The sequence below is a fragment of the Enterobacter sp. RHBSTW-00175 genome (genome assembly GCF_013927005.1).
Classification (GTDB): Bacteria; Pseudomonadota; Gammaproteobacteria; order Enterobacterales; family Enterobacteriaceae; genus Enterobacter.
In genome coordinates this window covers 2986880-3007313 of the sequence record NZ_CP055930.1, presented here as the reverse complement: position 1 = coordinate 3007313, position 20434 = coordinate 2986880, and the positions used below count along the sequence as shown (strand labels likewise).

19 protein-coding genes are annotated in these 20434 nt (G+C 53.8%); 6 read left to right on the top strand and 13 right to left on the bottom strand.

What is annotated here, in order from left to right:
• Positions 1-107 precede the first annotated feature (107 nt).
• From ppdD to hofC, 3 genes are read left to right on the top strand one after another with little or no spacing between them, the layout of a single operon-like run.
• Positions 108-545 (top strand): prepilin peptidase-dependent pilin, encoded by a 438-nt coding sequence (gene ppdD, locus HV107_RS14275; protein WP_182059591.1) that lies wholly within the window; start codon positions 108-110, stop codon positions 543-545.
• 12 nt (positions 546-557) lie between these two features.
• Entirely contained in the window at positions 558-1940 is a 1383-nt protein-coding gene (gspE, locus tag HV107_RS14270; RefSeq protein WP_182059590.1) for a type II secretion system protein GspE, read from the top strand.
• A complete protein-coding gene (gene hofC, locus HV107_RS14265; protein ID WP_182059589.1) occupies positions 1930-3126 on the top strand; it encodes a protein transport protein HofC in 1197 nt (398 codons plus the stop codon). Before gspE ends, hofC begins: the two co-directional genes overlap by 11 nt.
• Positions 3127-3159: 33 nt before the next feature.
• On the opposite strand, the gene HV107_RS14260 is transcribed toward hofC, so the two are convergent.
• Entirely contained in the window at positions 3160-4203 is a 1044-nt protein-coding gene (locus HV107_RS14260) for a GMP reductase (protein WP_182059588.1), read from the bottom strand.
• 228 nt (positions 4204-4431) lie between these two features.
• Here HV107_RS14260 and coaE point away from each other — a divergent pair, with 228 nt between their 5' ends.
• From coaE to yacG, 3 genes are read left to right on the top strand one after another with little or no spacing between them, the layout of a single operon-like run.
• Positions 4432-5052: a dephospho-CoA kinase gene (gene coaE / locus HV107_RS14255; RefSeq protein WP_182059587.1), complete on the top strand. Its 621-nt coding sequence runs from the start codon at positions 4432-4434 to the stop codon at positions 5050-5052.
• A complete protein-coding gene (zapD, locus tag HV107_RS14250; protein WP_182059586.1) occupies positions 5052-5795 on the top strand; it encodes a cell division protein ZapD in 744 nt (247 codons plus the stop codon). Before coaE ends, zapD begins: the two co-directional genes overlap by 1 nt.
• Positions 5796-5804: 9 nt before the next feature.
• Positions 5805-5999 (top strand): DNA gyrase inhibitor YacG, encoded by a 195-nt coding sequence (gene yacG / locus HV107_RS14245; protein ID WP_006810106.1) that lies wholly within the window; start codon positions 5805-5807, stop codon positions 5997-5999.
• Between the two features lie 34 nt (positions 6000-6033).
• Here yacG and mutT read toward each other — a convergent pair whose 3' ends face one another.
• The 12 genes from mutT to murD all read right to left on the bottom strand — a co-directional run bounded on the left by mutT (position 6034) and on the right by murD (position 20432).
• Positions 6034-6426, bottom strand: coding sequence for an 8-oxo-dGTP diphosphatase MutT (mutT, locus tag HV107_RS14240; RefSeq protein ID WP_182059585.1), 393 nt, complete (start codon positions 6424-6426; stop codon positions 6034-6036).
• Between the two features lie 58 nt (positions 6427-6484).
• The gene (gene secA, locus HV107_RS14235) at positions 6485-9190 is read right to left on the bottom strand and encodes a preprotein translocase subunit SecA (protein WP_182059584.1); all 2706 of its coding nucleotides are present in this window, start codon (positions 9188-9190) and stop codon (positions 6485-6487) included.
• A gap of 60 nt (positions 9191-9250) precedes the next feature.
• Complete coding sequence (gene secM / locus HV107_RS14230) at positions 9251-9754, bottom strand: secA translation cis-regulator SecM (protein WP_182059583.1); 504 nt, start codon at positions 9752-9754, stop codon at positions 9251-9253.
• Positions 9755-10031: 277 nt separating this feature from the next.
• Positions 10032-10949: a UDP-3-O-acyl-N-acetylglucosamine deacetylase gene (lpxC, locus tag HV107_RS14225; RefSeq protein ID WP_182059582.1), complete on the bottom strand. Its 918-nt coding sequence runs from the start codon at positions 10947-10949 to the stop codon at positions 10032-10034.
• Positions 10950-11050: 101 nt separating this feature from the next.
• Positions 11051-12202, bottom strand: a complete 1152-nt coding sequence (ftsZ, locus tag HV107_RS14220; RefSeq protein ID WP_131633946.1) for a cell division protein FtsZ — start codon at positions 12200-12202, stop codon at positions 11051-11053.
• Between the two features lie 63 nt (positions 12203-12265).
• A complete protein-coding gene (gene ftsA / locus HV107_RS14215) occupies positions 12266-13522 on the bottom strand; it encodes a cell division protein FtsA (RefSeq protein ID WP_010426970.1) in 1257 nt (418 codons plus the stop codon).
• On the bottom strand, positions 13519-14361 hold the full coding sequence (gene ftsQ, locus HV107_RS14210) for a cell division protein FtsQ (protein ID WP_182059581.1): 843 nt from the start codon (positions 14359-14361) through the stop codon (positions 13519-13521). Before ftsQ ends, ftsA begins: the two co-directional genes overlap by 4 nt.
• 1 nt (position 14362) lies before the next feature.
• Entirely contained in the window at positions 14363-15283 is a 921-nt protein-coding gene (locus HV107_RS14205; RefSeq protein WP_014068902.1) for a D-alanine--D-alanine ligase, read from the bottom strand.
• Positions 15276-16751, bottom strand: coding sequence for a UDP-N-acetylmuramate--L-alanine ligase (gene murC / locus HV107_RS14200; RefSeq protein WP_182059580.1), 1476 nt, complete (start codon positions 16749-16751; stop codon positions 15276-15278). Before murC ends, HV107_RS14205 begins: the two co-directional genes overlap by 8 nt.
• 59 nt (positions 16752-16810) lie before the next feature.
• Positions 16811-17875 (bottom strand): undecaprenyldiphospho-muramoylpentapeptide beta-N-acetylglucosaminyltransferase, encoded by a 1065-nt coding sequence (gene murG, locus HV107_RS14195; protein WP_182059579.1) that lies wholly within the window; start codon positions 17873-17875, stop codon positions 16811-16813.
• Entirely contained in the window at positions 17872-19116 is a 1245-nt protein-coding gene (ftsW, locus tag HV107_RS14190; protein WP_182059578.1) for a cell division protein FtsW, read from the bottom strand. The genes murG and ftsW overlap by 4 nt, the downstream gene beginning before the upstream one ends.
• Positions 19116-20432, bottom strand: coding sequence for a UDP-N-acetylmuramoyl-L-alanine--D-glutamate ligase (gene murD / locus HV107_RS14185; RefSeq protein WP_182059577.1), 1317 nt, complete (start codon positions 20430-20432; stop codon positions 19116-19118). Before murD ends, ftsW begins: the two co-directional genes overlap by 1 nt.
• Positions 20433-20434 lie beyond the last annotated feature (2 nt).

Genomic DNA, 20434 nt, shown 5'->3' with positions numbered 1-20434 from the left:
GCAACCCCGCATTAATTCGCTGAAAGCGCCTTCACACTTCCTTTTTTGCCACTCGTCTGTGCTCCTCCGCGCTGCCACAGTAGCGCCACTTTTTCTAAGGAGCAGATATGAACAGACAACATGGATTCACGCTGATTGAGTTAATGGTGGTCATCGGCATTATTGCCATATTAAGTGCGATCGGCGTACCCGCTTACCAGAACTACCTTCGAAAAGCCGCGCTAACCGACATGCTGCAAACCTTTATCCCGTACCGCACCGCCGTTGAGCTTTGCGCCCTGGAGCACGGCGGCGTAGAGAGTTGCGATGGGGGAAGTAATGGCATCCCCTCGCCCGTTACCTCTCGCTATGTTTCCGGCATGAGCGTGACAAAAGGCACGATTACACTCACAGGACAAGAAAGCCTGAACGGCCTTGACGTCAGCATGACGCCAGTTTGGGACAACAGCAACGGTATGACCGGCTGGACACGGACATGCAGCATCGCGAACGACATCGCGCTTAAGCAAGCCTGCGAAGACGTCTTCCGCTTCAACAGCAATTAACAGGAGCGGCTGATGAATACGGAACAACTGATGGCGCTCTGTCAGCGCTACCATGCGCAGCTGCTCACAAGCGATGCCACTATGGTCAACATAGCAGTGGTGGGTACGCCTGCCGCAGAGCTGATGGAAGCCTTACGTTTCGCGACGCAAAAGCGCATTGATATTGAATGCTGGACGAGCGAACGCATGGAAAAACACCGGCAGCTGGCATCGCAATCACATCTGCCTGTGGCGTCAACGGCCCACTCCGCTGTGGATATTCTCAACCGCACGCTGTTGCAGGCCATGCGTCAGCGGGCATCAGATATTCATATTGAGCCGTCGGAACACGACTGCCACATTCGCCTGCGCATCGATGGCGTACTCAACCCACACACAACCCTCAACGCCGGGTTGGCAACCTCGCTCACGGCGCGGCTAAAAGTGCTGGGCAACCTGGATATTGCGGAACGGCGTCTGCCCCAGGATGGTCAGTTTACGGTCGAACTGGCAAACGAACCGGTCTCTTTTCGTATCGCCACCCTGCCCTGTAGCGGCGGCGAGAAAATCGTTCTGCGCCTGCTACAGCAGGAGCAACAGGCTCTGGATATTGCACAACTGGGCATGAGTGCAGAACAGCAGGCTCAATTTACCGAAATGCTCCGCCAGCCACAGGGGTTGATCCTGGTTACCGGGCCAACGGGGAGCGGTAAAACCGTCACCCTCTACAGCGCCTTGCAAACGCGTAACACGCCGGATGTGAACATTTGTAGCGTTGAAGATCCTATCGAGATCCCGCTTGCAGGCCTCAATCAGACCCAAATAAACCCGCGAGCCGGGCTCACCTTTCAAAGCGTATTACGCGCCCTGTTACGCCAGGATCCCGACATTATTATGGTGGGTGAAATTCGTGATGGTGAAACGGCAGAAATTGCCATCAATGCCGCACAGACCGGGCACCTGGTGCTCTCCACGCTTCATACAAATTCGACGACAGAGACGCTGATCCGTTTGCAGCAAATGGGTGTCGCTCGCTGGATGATCTCATCTGCACTCTCTCTGGTGATAGCACAGCGACTGGTTCGCCGGTTGTGCCCCCATTGCCGACAGGAGGGGCAGACCAAAGCCGTATTGCCTCTCACACTTTGGCCGCGAGAGCTACCGCAGTGGCGACCAACCGGGTGCGATCGTTGCTATCACGGCTTTTATGGCCGCATTGCTCTGTTTGAGGTTCTGACCATCGACAACGACCTGCGCCAGGCCATTTCCAGTGGTGCCGCAATTGAGGTTATCGAAGCAAGCGCCCGGCAGACCGGGATGACAACCCTGTTTGAACATGGCTGTATGGCGGTCGAGCAAGGGCTAACCACCGTGGAAGAGCTGGTACGCGTGCTGGGAATGTCCAATGGGGGCTAATCAACTCTGGCGCTGGCGGGCGCTTACAGAAGAGGGCGAGTTACAAAACGGAGTGATGTGGGCCATCAATCGTGAAGCCGCATTTACGGCATTAATGCGAAAAGCGCTACATCCTTTGACGCTGATACGCTGTTCGCAGCGTCGTCGGTGGCAGTCTCAACACTGCTATGACGTTTTTCGGCAGCTCGCGACGCTTCTCAAGGCAGGTCTTACGCTGTCTCACAGTCTTGAGATGCTGGCGCAGCAACACCCTGTCACGCAGTGGCAGGCACTGTTGCAAAGTCTGGCTGACGATCTTAGCGAGGGATGTGCCTTGTCTGCAGCGTTAAAAAAATGGCCAGAGGTATTCAGCCCGCTCTACGTTTCAATGGTGAGAACAGGCGAGCTCACGGGCAAGCTGGAAGAGTGTTGCCGCCAGCTCGCACAACAACAAAAATCGCAGCAGCTGCTTAATACGAAGGTGAAAAAAGCGCTGCGCTACCCGGTAATAATCCTGACGCTGGCCGTTGTCGTTGTACTGGCGATGGTCACGCTGGTCTTGCCAGAATTCGCGGCCATCTACAGAACATTTAATACCCCTCTGCCGCTGTTAACGCAGATGGTAATGGGACTGGCAGCGTTCATTCAGGAATGGGCGATTATTCTGGCTGTATTAGTGCTCGTTCCGCCCGTCGTTATTTACCGTCTTCGGCGGTATCCGCGATGGCAGCGCGTGAATCAGCGAATAGTCCTGCATTTACCCATTATGGGCGCACTGGCCAGGGGGCAAAAACTGGGGCAGATATTTACCGTGTTATCACTCACGCAGCAGGCAGGTATCGCTTTTTTACAAGGTCTGGAAAGTGCGGAAGAAACCGTTGATAACCCATTCTGGCGGGATGTGATTCAGGGAATGCAGGAGAAAATCGAACAGGGAACGCCGGTCTGGTTAGCATTTCAACATACTGCGGTGTTTACACCACTCTGCATTCAGTTGATACGTACCGGGGAGGTATCCGGAGCTCTCGATATCATGCTGGAGAATCTTGCACATCACCACACGGAGCAAACGCTCCAGCAAGCAGACAACCTGGCGGCACTACTGGAGCCAATACTGTTGATTGTGACGGGAGTCATAATCGGCACGCTGGTGGTCGCGATGTACTTACCGATTTTCCATCTGGGGGATGCGATGAGTGCGGGTTAGTGCTGGCGCGCGGTTGTGCGCCAGCAAGAGCCATCAGAGGCTATTGAATACGCGGTTTTCCTGCTCCTGAACGCGGATAAACGTGGTGCGTTTAGTCAGCTCTTTCAGGCGTGAAGCCCCAACGTAGGTACAGGCTGAGCGCAGGCCACCGAGAACATCGCGCGCCGTATTCTCGACAGGGCCGCGCAGTGGCAGCTTCACGGTTTTACCTTCTGCTGCACGATATTTTGCCACGCCACCCACATGACGGGTCATCGCGGATTCAGAGCTCATACCGTAGAACAGCATAAATTTCTCGCCGTTCTCTTCAACCACCGTGCCGCCACTCTCTTCGTGACCTGCCAGCATTCCGCCAAGCATCACGAAATCGGCACCGCCACCAAAGGCTTTAGCCACATCACCCGGCATGGTGCAACCACCGTCGCTGATAATCTGGCCACCAAGACCGTGGGCTGCATCGGCACACTCAATCACCGCAGAAAGCTGCGGGTAACCCACGCCGGTTTTTACACGCGTAGTACACACGGATCCCGGGCCAATACCCACTTTCACGATATCCGCACCGGAGAGGATCAGCTCTTCACACATTTCGCCGGTCACAACGTTACCCGCGATAATGGTTTTGGTCGGCCAGGCCGCACGCGCTTTGCTGACGAACTGCACGAAGTGCTCGGAATAACCATTCGCGACATCAATACAAACAAAATTCAGCGCCGGGTTAACCGCCAGGATCTGTTTGGTCTTTTCAAAATCCGCATCGGATGTACCGGTAGAAACCATGACATGCTTAACAACATCGTCAGACGCTGACGCCACAAAGGCATTCCACTCTTCAGTGCTGTAGTGCTTATGCACGGCGGTGAGGACATCAAATTTTGCCAGCGCTGTTGCCATTGCGAAGGTACCCACAGTGTCCATGTTGGCCGCAATGATTGGCACACCAGACCAGGTCTGACCGGAATGTTTAAAGGTGAATTGACGTTCGAGTTCAACGTCTGAGCGACTTTTCAGTGTAGAGCGTTTAGGGCGGATGAGAACGTCTTTGAAACCTAACTTCAGATCTTCTTCGATACGCATGTGCGGATTCCTGGGGTTAGAGGCAAATATGTTAAAAGCACAACTCCAGTGACGCTATCATACGCACTAATACCTGCTCCGCAAGACTGCGAAATTCTCTTTTTTTACGCTACAATCCTATAAATTTACCTGGTAGAAAGCAGGTAAAGAGAGTTAACCATTCGCTGCTCTAAGTTTAAATTTTAAACAACTGATTTTAATAATGAATAATTCCCAGGATTTGATTTAATGGGGTACATCGTCGCGTTAACCGGCGGCATCGGTAGTGGCAAAAGCACCGTTGCAGACGCTTTTTCTCGTCTGGGCATCCCGATTATTGATGCCGATATTATTGCCCGTCAGGTGGTAGAACCCAATACACCCGCATTAAAGGCCATCGAAGCGCATTTCGGGCGTGAAGTCATCAATGCAGATGGCACACTCAATCGTCGTCAGCTTCGCGAGTGCATTTTTTCTGATTCTTCGGAAAAAGCCTGGCTTAATGCTCTGCTCCACCCCATTATCCACCAGGAAACTCAGCGTCAGATTACTGAAGCCCGTTCACCCTACGTACTGTGGGTTGTACCCCTATTGGTGGAAAATCAGCTTCAGAAAAAAGCCGACCGGATTCTGGTTATCGATGTTTCCCCCGAAACGCAGATCGAGCGAACAATGACGCGCGACCATGTCTCGCGTGAACATGCTGAACAAATTCTTGCTGCTCAGGTCACGCGTGAAGCGCGCCTTGCTGTTGCGGATGATGTTATTGATAATAACGGCGCACCAGATGCTCTTGCATCGGATGTTGCCCGTCTGCACGCGCAGTATCTGACGTTCGCCGCGCAGGCCGTTGCACAGGAAAAACCATAATGTCTACTAATATCCTTTTTGAGCACCCGCTTAACGAAAAAATGCGTACCTGGCTGCGTATCGAGTTTTTAGTTCAGCAGCTTTCACAACATCTGCCTGTTAACGATCACGCCACTGCGCTGCATTTTTTCCGCAATGTTGGCGATCTGCTGGATGTCATTGAACGCGGTGATGTTCGCACCGAGTTATTAAAAGAGCTTGAGCGCCAGCAGCGTAAATTGCAGGCCTGGACTGAAGTGCCGGGCGTCGATCAAAGCCGTATCGACTCGCTTCGCCAGCAGCTGAAAACCAGCAGCAGTGTGCTGATGGCCGCCCCTCGCGTGGGGCAATTCTTGCGTGAAGACCGGCTTATCGGCCTGGTTCGTCAGCGCCTGAGCATTCCTGGCGGCTGCTGCAGCTTTGACCTGCCGACACTCCATATGTGGTTGCACATGCCGCAAACCCAGCGTGATGCGCAGGTGAATAGCTGGCTGGCAAGCCTTGAGCCAATGAACCAGACGCTGTCACTCATTCTCGACCTGGTTCGCAATTCAGCGCCCTTCCGCAAGCAAACCAGCCTGAACGGTTTTTATCAGGATAACGGTGATGATGCCGATCTGCTGCGCCTGAACTTATCTCTGAGCGATCAGCTTTACCCGCAAATCTCCGGCCATAAAAGCCGTTTTGCGATTAGATTTATGCCTCTGGACAGCGAAAATGGCCTCGTGCCTGAACGCCTCGATTTTGAGCTGGCCTGCTGTTAAGGAGTATTGATGTCTGACGTAACAACCGTAAGCTGCCCTACCTGTGGGAAAACCGTAGTCTGGGGCGAAGTGAGTCCGTTTCGCCCATTCTGCTGTAAGCGTTGCCAGTTAATTGACCTGGGCGAATGGGCTGCGGAAGAGAAACGCATTCCAAGCGAAGGCGATCTCTCTGACAGCGATGACTGGAGCGAAAACCAGCAGTAATCTGTAAAGCCTGCTGGCGCTTCGCTTAGCAGGCTTACGGTTGCGCGACTAATCTCAGGATCACAGGCTCATTTGCCGGTGGGAATTTATCGGCATCGCTTGCCTGAAGCGCCACCCAGTCACCCGGCTGCCCCTCTTTTCCCCAGGGTTCCCCTTCCCAGTTTTCGACAAGCCAGAACCACAACGTGATGTGGCGGTCAGGGAACTGGTACTCAAGCTTATCGAAAAGCGTTGCCCCAACGGGGGTGATCCCGACCTCTTCCTGAAGCTCGCGAATCAGCGCCTGCTCCGGCGTTTCACCTGACTCAATCTTTCCACCCGGAAATTCCCACTTATTCGCCATATGAGCATCTGCTGCCCGCTGGGTAATGAAGATTTTGTTTTGTGGGTTGCGAATGATCCCGACGGCAATTTGCAGTGTTTTCATAGTGTGACTTCCATAAAAAAGGCGCAGATTTCTGCGCCTTTTAGATTATGTTACGTTCTTAGCTCAGGCGGCCGTGGCACGCCTTGTATTTTTTACCTGAACCACATGGGCACGGATCGTTACGCCCGACTTTGCGGTCACCAGTTTGCGCCGCGATAGCCGCAGCCGCTTCGCTGTCATCTGTCTGGTGGCTCAGTTGTTGCATCTGCGCCAGGCGCTCAGCTTCTTCACGACGCTGCTGCTCCATCGCTTCTACTTCTTCCGGCATCCGCACCTGAACCTTGCTCAGGGTGCTAATCACTTCATATTTAAGTGACTCCAGCATGGAAGCAAACATGGCGAAGGATTCACGTTTGTATTCCTGTTTCGGATCCTTCTGCGCATAACCACGCAGGTGGATACCCTGGCGCAGATAATCCATCGCCGCCAGGTGCTCTTTCCACAGGGAGTCCAGCGTTTGCAGCATTACACCTTTCTCAAAGTGACGCATCATCTCAGCGCCAACCACTTCTTCTTTACGCTTGTAAACATCCAGCGCGGTTTCGAAGATACGCTCGCGCAGGGTTTCTTCATGCAGTTCCGGCTCTTTGTCCAGCCACTCTTTGATTGGCAGTTCAAGGTCGAAGTCGTTTTTCAGACGTTCCTGCAAGCCTTCGATATCCCACATTTCTTCCAGAGACTGTGGAGGAATGTGGCCATCGATAGTCGCTTTGAACACATCTTCACGAATGCTGTTGATGGTTTCACTCACGTCGGACACGTCCAGCAGTTCGTTACGCTGGGTGTAAATAGCACGACGCTGATCGTTAGCCACGTCATCATATTCCAGCAGTTGCTTACGAATATCGAAGTTACGGCTTTCAACTTTGCGCTGAGCGTTAGCAATCGCTTTAGTGACCCACGGGTGTTCAATCGCTTCGCCTGGCTTCATACCCAGTTTACGCATCATGCCAGATACACGGTCAGAGGCGAAGATACGCATCAGCGCATCTTCCATAGACAGGTAGAAGCGGGAAGAACCGGCATCACCCTGACGACCCGCACGACCACGCAGCTGGTTATCGATACGACGAGATTCGTGACGTTCGGTACCAATGATGTGTAAACCACCGGAAGTCAGAACCGCGTCGTGACGCACCTGCCAGTCTGCCTTGATCTGAGCAATCTGTTCTGGCGTTGGGTTTTCCAGCTCAGCAACTTCTGCCTGCCAGCTACCACCGAGCATAATATCGGTACCACGACCCGCCATGTTGGTGGCGATGGTCACCGCCGCCGGGTAACCCGCCTGCGCAACGATATCTGCTTCTTTGGCGTGGAACTTGGCGTTCAGTACGTTGTGTTTAATACCCGCTTTGGTCAGCTCATTGGATACCACTTCGGATTTCTCGATGGAAATGGTACCCACCAGAACCGGCTGGCCGGCTGCGGTACGGTCACGAATATCTTCAATGATCGCCTGGATTTTTTCCGCTTCAGTCATGTAAACCAGGTCCGGCATATCCTTACGGATCATTGGACGGTTGGTTGGGACGACTACAGTATCCAGTTTGTAGATAGAGCTGAATTCAAACGCTTCGGTATCTGCGGTACCGGTCATCCCTGCCAGCTTCTCGTACAGACGGAAGTAGTTCTGGAAGGTGATAGATGCCAGCGTCTGGTTTTCATTTTGAATATCCACACCTTCTTTGGCTTCAACAGCCTGGTGCAGACCATCGGACCAGCGACGTCCCTGCATGGTACGACCGGTATGTTCATCAACGATGATAACTTCACCGTCTTTTACGATGTAATCCACGTCGCGGGTAAACAGTGCATGAGCACGCAGTGCCGCAGTCACGTGGTGCATCAGCATGATATTGCTCGGGGAGTACAGTGACTCGCCCTCTTCCATGATGCCCTGAGCAACCAGTAGCTCTTCAATTTGCACCAGGCCGCGCTCAGTCAGGTTAACCTGACGCGCTTTTTCATCCACGGAGAAGTGGCCTTCGCCCTGGAAAGTATCGGAGTCTTCTTTTTCCTGACGCAGCAGGTGCGGAATGATTTTGTCGACTTTACGGTACATCTCGGAGCTGTCTTCAGCCGGGCCAGAGATGATAAGCGGGGTTCGCGCTTCATCGATCAGAATGGAGTCCACCTCATCCACCAGCGCATAGTGCAGTTTACGCTGTACACGCTCTTCAGGGCTGAACGCCATGTTGTCGCGCAGATAGTCGAAGCCGTATTCGTTGTTGGTACCGTAGGTGATGTCCGCGTTATAGGCATCACGCTTGGCTGGTGCTGGCAGGCCGGACATGTTGATGCCCACGGTCATACCGAGGAATTCGAACAGTGGACGGTTGTTTTCGGCGTCACGCTGCGCCAGATAGTCGTTGACGGTAACAACGTGAACGCCTTTGCCAGACAGCGCGTTCAGGTAAGCAGGCAAGGTTGCGGTCAGGGTTTTACCTTCACCGGTACGCATTTCTGCGATGCAGCGTTCGTTCAGAACCATACCACCCAGCAGCTGAACGTCGAAGTGGCGCATGCCAAACACACGCTTACTTGCTTCACGGACGACGGCAAAGGCTTCCGGGATCAGAGTTTCTAAGGATTCGCCTTTTTCCAGACGCGCACGGAATTCCGTGGTTTTGGCTTTCAGCTCGTCATCGGAGAGCTTTTCCATCGCCGGTTCCATACCATTGATAACAGTGACAGCTTTGCGCATACGGCGCAGGGTACGATCGTTACGGCTACCGAAAACTTTGGTTAATAATTTGATTAGCATAATAAATTCTCAAACGCCCCATCGTGGGCAGATAAATTAAGGTATTGAAAAAGCGTTAATTTAGCTGAGGCGATGAGGCCCGGCACGGATACCCTGAACCTGGCTAATCCATGTTGAGACGATAAATGTCGCGGGAGGAACAAAACGGTTTTTTGTCTGCTGGCGAACGATAACTGGCGGCTGGCTGTCTTGCGTCAGCAGCGCATTGAGCGTGTTCAGCAGTGCGAGATGCTGGGCCTGAACCGGCAGCGTTTCTTCTGCCACAGGCATTGCCTGTGGCGCCATTGCAAACGAAAGATGACGGATAACCGTACGAATGGCGTGCTGATGCCAGTAATCAACCGAGAAATTTGGGCGGCGATTGGCTTCCAGCAACGCGAGGTTAGTAAAATTAACCCGCGTGGAGAGGTCATGTTTTGTGGTGGTGGTCTTTGTCGGAGTCGCCGCTTCAGCACTGTTGCTGAGCGCAGGCAAGCCGAGACTCGCCGCGACCATCCCTAATAAGAGATGCGGCCAGAAGTAGCGTCTGCCAAATTGTCGCCAGCGCGTCAGTATTCCGCTCACTTGCTCCACCACATAAGCCAGCCGTACAGGCTGAGTTCAGTTATTCTTTTTAGCGCCCAGATATTACCACTAAAGCCAAAGCACATCAGCAGGAATGACGTATTGCCGCGGGGAAAAACGGTCAAGAATGCAGCTAACGCACAGATTTTCAACGTATGGCAAAGGATTAAGCGGCTGGGGGCAAAATGAAGAAGGGTAAAAATAAAAACGACTGGCCTCCCTGGTCGGAGAGAGTACCAGGTTAACCAGTCGATTTTTTACGAAACGGCTTGAACCGTTACGCCAGAACCATGCTTGGTGCTTTGAACGCCAGAGGCAGTTCTGCGTCGTCTTTGAAGGTCACATATTCCCAGGCTTCCTGTTTTGCCAGGACTGCCTGCAACAGCTTGTTGTTCAGTGCATGACCGGATTTAAACGCGGTAAACGCACCAATGATGTTGTGACCACACATGAACAGGTCGCCAATTGCATCCAGCATTTTGTGACGAACGAATTCATCTTCAAAACGCAGACCGTCTTCGTTCAGTACGCGATAATCGTCAACAACGATGGCACAATCGAAGCTGCCGCCCAGGCACAGGCCGCGGGACTGCAAATATTCGATATCACGCATGAAGCCAAACGTGCGAGCACGACTGATCTGACGCATAAACGCATCAGCAGAGAAGTTCATCGCATAACGCTGAGTGCTTGCATCAATCGCCGGATGGTTAAAGTCGATGGTAAAGTCCAGCGAGAAACCATTGAACGGCTTGAATTCAGCCCATTTGTCGCCATCTTCGACACGAACGGTGTCTTTGATGCGAACAAATTTCTTCGCGCAGTTCAGTTCTTCGATGCCGGCATCCAGCAGCAAATAAACGAACGGAGCAGCACTACCATCCATGATCGGGATTTCTGGCGCATCGACTTCAACAATGATGTTGTCGATACCCAGACCCGCCAGGGCGGCATTCAGGTGCTCTACGGTAGAAATCCGCACGTCATGCTCGTTCACCAGGCAAGTACAGAGCATAGTATCACGCACAGATTTGGCATCGGCCGGAAAATCTACCGGTGGATTCAAGTCGGTGCGACGATAGATGACCCCGGTATTGGCCGGCGCAGGGCGCAACGTCAGTGTGACTTTTTTGCCGGTATGTAAACCGACGCCAGTCGCCTGAACGATACGTTTAAGTGTCCTTTGTTTGATCATCGTATAATCTCGCCAAATTAACTATCCAACCGAGAGTGTATATCACTAACGGTGGGCCAGTTTAGCACAAAGAGCGAAAATCCCCAAATTCCAGCCAATTCCTAGTCAGCTTGCTTACGCAGGAACGCTGGGATATCCAGATAATCTGGTTCTTTCGCCGTTTGCGGAGTCGTGTCGTTTACCACTTTCGCGGCCGGTTTCTGCTCTTGAGTCAGTGGAGCCATACCGTGCTGCTGGTAACGGTCCATCACTGGCTGCTGAGTCTGCTTGTTGGTCACCAGGGTAATCTCAGGACGCTTGTCCATACCGATACCGGTGGCAACAACAGTTACGCGCAGTTCGTCGTTCATTTCCGGGTCAAGGGAAGTACCGATTACCACAGTCGCGTTGTCAGAGGCGAACGCACGAATGGTATTACCCACCGTTTCGAACTCATCCAGACGCAGGTCAAAGCCAGCGGTAATGTTGACCAGCACGCCGCGCGCACCAGACAGGTCGATATCTTCCAGCAGTGGAGAAGAGATAGCCATTTCAGCCGCTTCTTCTGCACGGTCTTCACCGCTCGCCACGCCAGAGCCCATCATCGCGTAGCCCATTTCGGACATCACGGTGCGAACGTCTGCAAAGTCAACGTTCATCAGACCAGGACGGGTAATCAGTTCAGCGATACCCTGAACCGCGCCTTTCAGCACGTCGTTTGCCGCGCCAAAAGCGTCCAGCAAGGAGATACCGCGACCCAGAACTTTCAACAGCTTGTCGTTCGGGATAGTGATCAGAGAGTCCACATGTTTGGACAGCTCAGTGATACCCTGCTCCGCGAATGCCATACGCTTCTTGCCTTCAAAATTGAAAGGCTTCGTCACGACAGCAACGGTCAGGATACCTAAATCTTTTGCCACTTCGGCAACAACAGGCGCCGCGCCGGTACCAGTACCACCGCCCATACCTGCTGCGATAAACACCATGTCTGCACCTTCCAGCGCAGCACGCAGTGCTTCACGATCTTCTTCAGCCGCGTTGCGACCAACTTCCGGGTTAGCCCCCGCACCCAGACCTTTGGTGATGCCACCACCGATCTGAATCGTCTGGCCTACAGCCGTCTTACGCAGTGCCTGTGCATCGGTGTTAACCGCAAAAAATTCAACGCCTTCGATACGCTCACGCACCATATGCTCTACAGCGTTACCGCCGCCACCACCGACGCCGATGACTTTAATCACCGCGTCGTTGGTCAGTTCCATAGGTTCAAACATAATTTCTCTCTCCGTTGTGCCTGTCGCCCGAGACCGCTAATTCTCTCCGGTCTCTTAAAAAAATTAAAACTCTTTTCGCAACCAGGTGTTGAGTCGTTTGACCCACGACCCCACTGATACGCGTTTTTCCACTTCCGCTTCACCACTCAAATGGGACTCTTTCCCGTAGTGCAGCAGGCCCACAGCCGTTGAATAGTACGGCTCCTGAGCGTAATCCGTTAAACCGGTGATATTCAGCGGTGCACCAATACGTACCTGGGTATGGAACACTCGCTGAGCGCAGGCCGCAAGACCTTCAATTTGCGCTGCTCCGCCGGTTAATACAATCCCCGCTGCAAGATGATGTTTAACACCCTGCTGGCGAAGCTGTTCCTGTAACTGCAAAATCTCTTCGTTGACCAGGTTGAGCAGCTCGGTATAACGCGGCTCAATGACCTCTGCCAACGTCTGGCGTTGCAGGCTACGCGGTGGACGACCACCTACGCTTGGCACTTCAACGCTCTCATCTTTGCCAACGATGGATCCCAGTGCACAGCCATGGCGCACTTTGATCGCCTCTGCATCGCTCGGCGGCGTACCAAAGGCATAAGCAATATCGCTGGTCACAACGTTCCCTGCGTAAGGGATCACTTTGGTGTGGCGCAGCGCACCGCCGGTATAAACGGCCATGTCCATAGTACCACCACCAATATCGACCACACAGACGCCCAGTTCACGTTCGTCTTCGGTCAGCACGGAATAGCTTGCTGCCAGACCGGCGAAAATAAGTTGGTCAACTTTCAGGCCACAACGTTCAACGGCTTTAACGATGTTCTTCGCCATATCGTTGTGACATGTGATCAAGTGCACTTTTGCCTGCATTCGCACGCCGGAAAGACCGACGGGATTCTTGATCCCTTCCTGGTAGTCAATTGCATATTCCTGCGGGATGACGTGCAGCACGCGATGTTCATCGCGAACACGGACGGATTTCGCCGTATGCACGACGTTTTCAACGTCTTCCTGCGTCACTTCTTCTTCTGAGATAGGCACCATACCTATCTCGTTCTGGCAGCTGATGTGCTTACCAGAGAGGGCCAGATAGACAGATGAAATCTGGCAATCAGCCATCAATTCCGCCTGATCGATGGCGCGCTGTACGCACTTCACCACCGACTCAAGATCGTTTACCCCACCTTTATCCATACCACGGGACGGGCAGCTGCCCACGCCAATGATATTGACCATACCGTCGGGCAGAACTTCCCCTACTAAAGCGGCAACCTTCGCGGTGCCAATCTCCAGTCCAACTACCAGTTTTCTGTCCGTCGCCTTGATCATTGTTGTTCTGCCTGTACCTGTGCCTGATTCTGTTGCTGATTAGGTTCCTCGACCGGAGCCGGTACCCAACCGACTGCTGCGCCTGAGTCATAGCGCAAATCAACGTAGCTTATCCGTTTGCCGTCAGTCTGTGCCTGCTGCTGTAAAACCGGGTAAAGTTCTACAAAACGCGCCAGACGTTTCATCGTGTCGCCGCGGCCAAGGTTGAGCTTGATGCCGTTCGTTAACGTCAGTTGCCATGAACGGCGCGCCGTCATTGCTGCATCTTTTAACGTAAACCGGTCCTTAGCCAGCACCTGCCCCATATCGCGAAAACCTTGCAAGACTTCGTTTTCACTGCCTTCCGGGCCATACAACATCGGTAAATTTTGCTTGTTGACACGATCGCCTGGGACGCTGAAGGAATTTCCATCTACGTCGACCATGTGCTGATCATTCCAACGCGCAATGGGCACATATTCAACCAGATGAATCTTCAATTCATCAGGCCATTGCTTTCTTACACTCGCCTGTTTTATCCACGGCAGACGTTCAATCTGGCTCTGGATAATATTAACGTCCTGAGTCATAAAGGTCCCAGGTGGGCCCAGTGCCAGAATCGACTGGCGAATATCGTCGTTACGCGTGTAGTGACGCTCACCCGTTACCGCCAGTTTCGACAGCGGTAAACGCTGCGCATCTTCCATCCAGCCCAGCACCATCCAGCCGCTGATAAACACGGTACACAGCACACCGAGCAGGAATATAATCCCTGCAAGACGCGTTCCATTACTCCGCCGGGAAGAAGAATATTCTTCTTCGTCATCGCGGTTGCGCGTGTTCAATGCAGCCTGAGACATATCAGCCCGCCTGGTCCAGAATACGTACGACTAATTGCGAGAAACTCATTCCCGCCTGACGCGCGGCCATCGGCACAAGGCTATGGCTGGTCATGCCAGGGGAGGTGTTTGCTTCCAGCAAGTAAAATTGCCCGTCGCTGTCGAGCATCACATCAATGCGTCCCCATCCCCGGCAGCCTAAAACATTCCAGGCTTTAAGCACCAGGGACTGTAAATCTGCTTCACGTTCAGCTTCAAGACCACTTGGGCAGAAATATTGCGTCTCATCAGAGAGATACTTCGCCTCATAATCATAGAAGGTTCCAGCAGGTTGGATACGAATTGACGGTAAAATTTCTTCACCAAGCATCGCAACGGTAAATTCCGGCCCGCTGAGCCATTTTTCTATCAGAACTTCTTCATCATGTTGAAATGCCAGCGCTAAAGCGGAAGATAAATCCTGCGCTTTGTCGACTTTCGACATCCCGACACTCGACCCTTCGCGGCTCGGCTTTACAATAACCGGTAACCCTAGTTCGGCAATGCGGGTATTAACGCTGTCTGACAGGCCCATTTCAAAATCACGACGCGTCAGCGCAACCCATGGCGCCACAGGAAGACCAGCTCCCTGCCACAGCAGTTTGCTGCGCAGTTTATCCATAGAAATCGCGGATGCCATCACGCCGCTGCCGGTATACGGCATCCCGATTAAATCCAGAAGCCCTTGCAGGGTGCCGTCTTCGCCACCACGGCCATGCAACGCGATGAAGACTTTATCAAAGCCCATCGCTTTCAGTTGCGTCACATCCGTCTCTTTCGGATCGACCGGATGGGCATTGACGCCCCCCTCACGCAGGCCCGCCAGTACGGCAGCGCCTGAATTCAGGGAGACTTCGCGCTCGGCGGAAGTGCCGCCAAACAGGACAGCAATCTTATCAGCCATGACGCTCGTCCTCCTGAGTTTGCGGCTTCAGTTTGATTTCAGCTAAGGTACGGGCGATTTTGCCGATATTTCCCGCGCCCTGAATCAGAATCAGATCATTACCCGTCAGAACCGGAGCCAAAATCTCCGCAGCCTGGGCAGGATCAGACACCAGAATAGGGTCAACTTTTCCGCGACCACGAATAGTGCGACACAATGAACGGCTGTCCGCACCCGGGATAGGCGTTTCGCCCGCGGAGTAAACATCCAGCATCAGCAGCGTATCCACCTGCGACAGCACGCTAGCGAAATCGTCATACAGATCGCGGGTACGCGTGAAGCGGTGCGGCTGGAAGATCATTACCAGATTCTTATCCGGCCAGCCCGCACGTGCTGCTTTGATGGTCGCGTCCACTTCCGTCGGATGATGCCCGTAATCGTCCACCAGCATTGCAGAGCCTGTTTTACCGTTCACCTCTTCCAGCGGGAATTCACCCAGGAAGTCGAAACGGCGCCCGGTACCCTGGAAGCTCTCCAGCGCACGCAGGATTGCGTTGTCATCAATGCCTTCTTCAGTGGCTACCGCTACCGCTGCCGCCGCGTTCAGGGCGTTGTGGCGTCCTGGGGCATTGAGCGTAACGTGCAGCAGCTCTTTATCCTGACGCGCCAGAGTGAAATGCCCCTGGGCACCAATTTGCTTGTAATCTTCCAAGCGAACATCAGCGTCTTCGCTGAAGCCATACGTGGTAATTTGACGACCCACACGCGGCAGCAACTCGCGAATAACCGGATCGTCAACACACATCACCGCACGGCCATAGAACGGCAGGTTGTGCAGGAAGTTGATAAAAGTCTGTTTTAAATTTTCGAAGTCGCCCTGGTAGGTATCCATGTGGTCAGCTTCGATGTTGGTGACAATCGCCACCATCGGCTGCAGGTGCAGGAACGACGCATCGCTTTCGTCTGCTTCAGCAATCAGGTAACGGCTGTGCCCCAGACGCGCATGTACACCAGCCGCTTTCACCAGACCACCGTTAACGAAGGTCGGATCAAGACCCGCTTCAGCATAAATACTGGAAACCATCGCCGTGGTGGTGGTTTTACCGTGTGTCCCGGCAATCGCAATACCGTGGCGGAAGCGCATTAACTCAGCCAGCATTTCCGCACGGCGGATCACCGGGATACGCGCTTCATGCGCGGCAACAATTTCCGGGTTATCCGCGGAGATTGCGCTGGACACCACAACAACGCTCGCATCGCGCACGTTTTCCGGGCGATGGTTGAAATAGATAGTCGCCCCAAGCGACGCCAGCTGCTGCGTAACAGGGTTTGGAGCCAGGTCGGAACCACTGATCTGGTAACCTTCGTTAGCTAACACTTCGGCAATACCGCCCATGCCAGCACCACCGATGCCAACGAAGTGAATGTGCCGGACGCGACGCATCTCGGGCACGATTGAACGCAGTTTCGCCAGTTGTTGTGTATTCATTCTCTAAACGCCATCGACTACTTCAAAAAAATCGTGCAGCGCAACACGCGCTGCGAGGGTTAAGCCTGAGCTGCCAGGCTCACTTCATTTGCCACCCGCTCCGTCGCATCGGGGATAGCTGTCGCGCGCGCGCGTTGTGCCATCTCCAGCAATGCGTCTCTGTTCCAGCCCGCCAGGGTGGTGGCGACCGCATCGGCGGTAAATTGTGGCTGCTCGAAAATTTTCGCGGCACCGGCTTTCTCAAGCGGTAACGCATTCCAGTACTGCTGCCTGTCTTTGTGCTGGAACGGCACAAACAGCGCTGGCAAACCCGCAGCGGCGATTTCACTCACGGTCAGCGCACCAGAGCGGCAGACAACGACATCAGCCCAGGCATAGGCTGCGGCCATGTCATCGATAAATTCGGTAACTTTATGCTGTGGCTGACCTGCGGCAACGTAATCCTGCTCTACGGTCTGCTGAGCGCCTTTTCCGCTCTGATGCCAGATAGTAACGGCATTACCCAGTTTTGCGGCAACCTGCGGCATCGTCTGGTTAAGAATGCGCGCGCCCTGGGAGCCGCCCACCACCAGCACACGTACCGGGCCTTCACGCCCAGTCAGGCGCGCATCGGGCAGCGGCAGAGCCAGCACATCGACGCGCACCGGGTTACCCACTACGTCAGCTTTCGGAAACGCGCCCGGAAATGCCTGCATCACTTTGGTGGCAATTTTTGCCAGCCATTTGTTGGTGAGCCCGGCAATCCCATTTTGTTCATGCAACACAACCGGGATACCCAGCGACCACGCAGCCAGCCCACCAGGACCAGAGACATAGCCGCCCATCCCCAGCACCACATCCGGCTTAAAGCGCTTCATAATGGTGCGGGCCTGACGCCAGGCGTTAAAAATCCGCACCGGCGCAAGAAGCTGAGCCTTAATGCCCTTGCCACGCAATCCTGAAATGCGGATGAAGTCGATCTCAATCCCGTGCTTCGGCACAAGGTCGGCTTCCATGCGGTCGGCGGTTCCAAGCCAGCGTACCTGCCAGCCCTGATCCATTAAATGGTGCGCAACCGCAAGCCCCGGGAACACATGTCCGCCGGTACCGCCTGCCATCACCATTAACCGCTTCGGTTGATTCATCGTGAACCTCGCGTAAACGCCTGGGCTTTTTCCAGACGCGTTTCATAATCTATGCGTAACAAAAACATGATGGCCGTCGACATGATTAACAGGCTGGAACCACCATAACTGATTAACGGCAACGTCAGGCCCTTGGTCGGCAGCATACCCGCTGCGGCCCCTACGTTTACCAGTGCCTGGAAGCTAAACCAAATACCAATTGAGCAGGCTAAGAAACCTGAGAAGCGGTGATCGATTTCCAGCGCTTTTCGGCCAATAGACATGGCACGGAAAGCGACGAAGAATACCATTAAAAGCGCGAGTACCACACCGATATAACCCAGTTCTTCCGCAATAATGGAGAAGATGAAGTCAGTATGCGCTTCGGGTAAATACTCCAGCTTTTGAACGGAATTACCCAGGCCTTGCCCCCAAACTTCACCACGGCCAAACGCCATCAGCGACTGGGTCAGCTGATAACCGCTGCCGAACGGGTCTTCCCACGGGTTCCAGAATGAGGTTACGCGGCGGATACGATAAGGCTCGGCGAGGATCAGCAGGACAACCGCAGAAATCCCCATGCCGATGATGGCGATGAACTGCCATAGCTTCGCTCCTGCCAGGAACAGCATCGCCAGCGTGGTGACAAACAGTACCACCACCGTACCGAGGTCTGGCTGTGCCAGCAGTAAAACCGCAAGAACCAGGATAACGCCCATTGGTTTTAAGAAGCCGCGCAGGTTATTACGCACTTCATCCACTTTACGGACCAGGTAGTTGGCCAGATAGCAGAACAGTGAAAGCTTAGTAAATTCAGCAGGCTGAATACGCAACGGGCCAAACGCAATCCAGCGTGATGCCCCGTTTACTGAGCTACCCACGACCAGTACGATCAGCAGCATAATGATCGAGGCGATCAACATTGCCGTGCTGTGGCGTTGCCAGAACTCCATCGGCAGACGTAAGGTCACCAGCGCCAGGCAGAACGCCAGAATGATGTACAGGCCATCACGCTTGGCAAACAGGAACGGATCGTTCGCCAGCCGCTGCCCCACGGGCATCGATGCTGACGTCACCATAATAAAACCGATCGCCGCCAGCCCCATGGTTAGCCAGAAGAGCGTGCGATCGTACATGATCAGGCTGTCGTTATCCTTCTGACGAGAGCCCATCACCCAGCCTTTAAGCGCCGCAAACAGCCACGCCAGGATCCCAAATCCTGGCAAGCGCGGCATTTTCAGGCGAGGGAGAGATAAACGCATCAGCCTAACTCCTTCGCCAGGCGGGTAAAGACATCACCACGCTGTTCGAAATTCTTAAACTGATCGAGGCTGGCACAGGCCGGAGAAAGCAGCACCATATCGCCCGGTTTCACGCGCGGAGCAATGAGACGCATTGCCTGTTCCATTGTCTCGGTCTGTTCAGCAATGTCCGGGCGCAGTTCAGCCAGTTCGCTACCGTCCCGGCCGAAGCAGTAAAGGCGAATATTATCACCTGAAAGATAACGCTTCAGCGAAGAGAAATCGGCCGATTTACCGTCTCCGCCAAGCAGCAGATGCAGCGTGCCATCAACGTGCAAACCGTTCAGCGCAGCTTCTGTGCTCCCAACGTTAGTGGCTTTGGAGTCGTTGATCCAGCGCACGCCATTATGCTCAAGCGCCAACTGGAAACGGTGCGCCAGGCCTGTGAAGGTGGTTAGCGCTTTCAGGCTGGAAGAGCGCGGTAAACCAACGGCGTCCGCCAGCGCCAGTGCTGCCAGCGCATTGGTGTAGTTGTGCTGACCAGAAAGTTTCATCTCTTTCACGTTCAACACTTTCTCACCTTTCACGCGCAGCCAGGTTTCGCCCAGCTGACGGTTCAGATGATAATCACCCATGGTGATACCAAAGCTGATGCAGCGCTCATCTGCACCCCGCACCGGCATCGTCAGTGCATCATCAGCATTGACGACGCACGCTTTGGCATTTTCATAAATGCGTAACTTAGCGGCACGGTACTGTTGCAGACCAAACGGATAGCGGTCCATATGATCTTCGGTCACGTTCAGGATGGTCGCAGCAGCAGCCTGGAGGCTCGAGGTGGTTTCCAGCTGGAAGCTGGAAAGTTCCAGAACATACAGCTCGCAGCCTTTATCCAGAAGCATCAACGCAGGCAGGCCAATATTCCCACCAACGCCCACGTTCATGCCCGCCGCTTTCGCCATCTCGCCCACCAGCGTGGTCACGGTGCTTTTACCGTTAGAGCCGGTGATAGCAATAACAGGAGCCTGTGCCTCGCGGCAAAACAGCTCGATATCACCAACAATCTCAACACCCGCGTCGGCAGCAGCGCTCAGTGAAGGGTGCGCCAGCGCCATACCGGGACTTGCAACAATCAGATCGGCTGCCAGCAGCCAGTCATCATTCAGACCACCAAGGTGGCGTTCAACCTGTTCCGGCAGTTTGTCCAGACCCGGCGGAGAGACACGCGTATCCATCACGCGCGGCGTTACGCCACGTGCGAGGAAAAAGTCCACGCAGGAAAGGCCGGTAAGGCCCAACCCGATGATAACGACTTTTTTGCCCTGGTAATCTGCCATGA